Annotated in this window: 2 protein-coding genes; one reads left to right on the plus strand and one right to left on the minus strand. The window is 70.8% G+C overall.

What is annotated here, in order from left to right; all coding sequences use genetic code 11:
- The coding region (locus tag G6026_RS12940) for a prepilin peptidase (RefSeq protein ID WP_182613416.1) at positions 1 to 459 on the plus strand (459 nt) is incomplete at its 5' end.
- On the opposite strand, the gene G6026_RS12945 is transcribed toward G6026_RS12940, so the two are convergent.
- Positions 456 to 1,277, minus strand: an 822-nt coding sequence (locus tag G6026_RS12945; protein ID WP_182613417.1) for an FtsX-like permease family protein, incomplete at its 5' end; no start/stop codon positions are given. The genes G6026_RS12940 and G6026_RS12945 overlap by 4 nt on opposite strands.

Genomic DNA, 1,277 nt, shown 5'->3' on the forward strand with positions numbered 1-1,277 from the left:
GAACTGCTCGCGTTCGCCGCCCTCGCCGTGGCCTGCGGGATCCTCGTGCCGATCGACCTGGCCGTGCACCGGCTGCCCGACGTCGTCGTCGTCCCCCTGTACCCGGCCCTCCTGGCGACGTTGGGCGTGGCGGCGATGGTGAGCGGGGACTGGGGCGCGCTGGGGCGCGCCGGGGCCGCGGCGCTCGCACTGCTCGCCCTCTACTTCACCCTGGCGTTCATCAACCCCTCGGGACTCGGGCTGGGCGACGTCAAGCTCGCCGGCGTCCTCGGCCTGTTTCTCGGATGGCTGGGCTGGTACTACGTCCTGGTCGGGACGCTGGCGGCGTTCGCGCTCAACGCAGTGGTGGCAGTGGTGTTGCTCGCCATCCGTAGAGCGAACCGCCACACCGGCATCGCGTTCGGTCCCGCGATGATCGCCGGTGCGGCGGTGGCGGCCTGGCTCTCGGTGGCGGGCTAGTCCGAGATCGCCTCCAACGGATCGGTCTTGGCAGCGCGATGCGCGGGCCACAGCGAGGCCAGCACACCCACGACCGCGGAGGCCACCAGAACGAGTCCGATGTTCCCCCAGGGGATGGTGGTCTCGCTGAGCCCGCTGTCCGCGAGCACGGAGACGAACGCCCACCCCAGATAGACACCGACGGCGGCGCCGATCAGGGCACCGAACACCGCGATCTGCGTGGATTCGAGGTTGATCGTCCGCCGGATCTGGGACCGCTGCATGCCCACGGCGCGCAGCATGCCGATCTCCGTGCGCCGCTCGATCACGGACAGCGCGAGGGTGTTGACGATCCCCAGCACCGCGATCACCAGGGCCAGGCCCAGCAGGGCGTAGATGATCGTGAGCAGCTGGTCGATCCCGCCCGACTGGACGTCGATGTACTGCTGTTTGCTCTGCACGGTGGCGATCGGGATGTCGGCGAGCTCCTCGGTGACGGCGGCCAGGACCTCGTCCGGCGGCGTCCCCGGGGCCGCCTTGGCCAACACGATGGCCGTCGAGCGGAGGTTCTCCGGTACCAACCGTTCGTACACGTCCATACCGGTGTAGAAGGGGCCGAGGATCTGGGCGTCGTCGTAGACCCCGGTCACCCGGAGGGTGGACTCGGTTCCGTCCGGGCCGACCAGCGGCACCCGGGCGCCCATCGTCCACCCGTTGTCCCGCGAGACCTCCCGGGAGACCACGAGCGAGTCGGCCTCGGGCTCGAGCGAACCGTCGAGCACCGTGGCCTCGAGCAGCTCCCCGACCGGGCCACCGGCCGCCGCGAGCGCCTGGGGCTC

Source organism: Dietzia sp. DQ11-38-2 (assembly GCF_014145055.1).
Taxonomy (GTDB): Bacteria; Actinomycetota; Actinomycetes; order Mycobacteriales; family Mycobacteriaceae; genus Dietzia.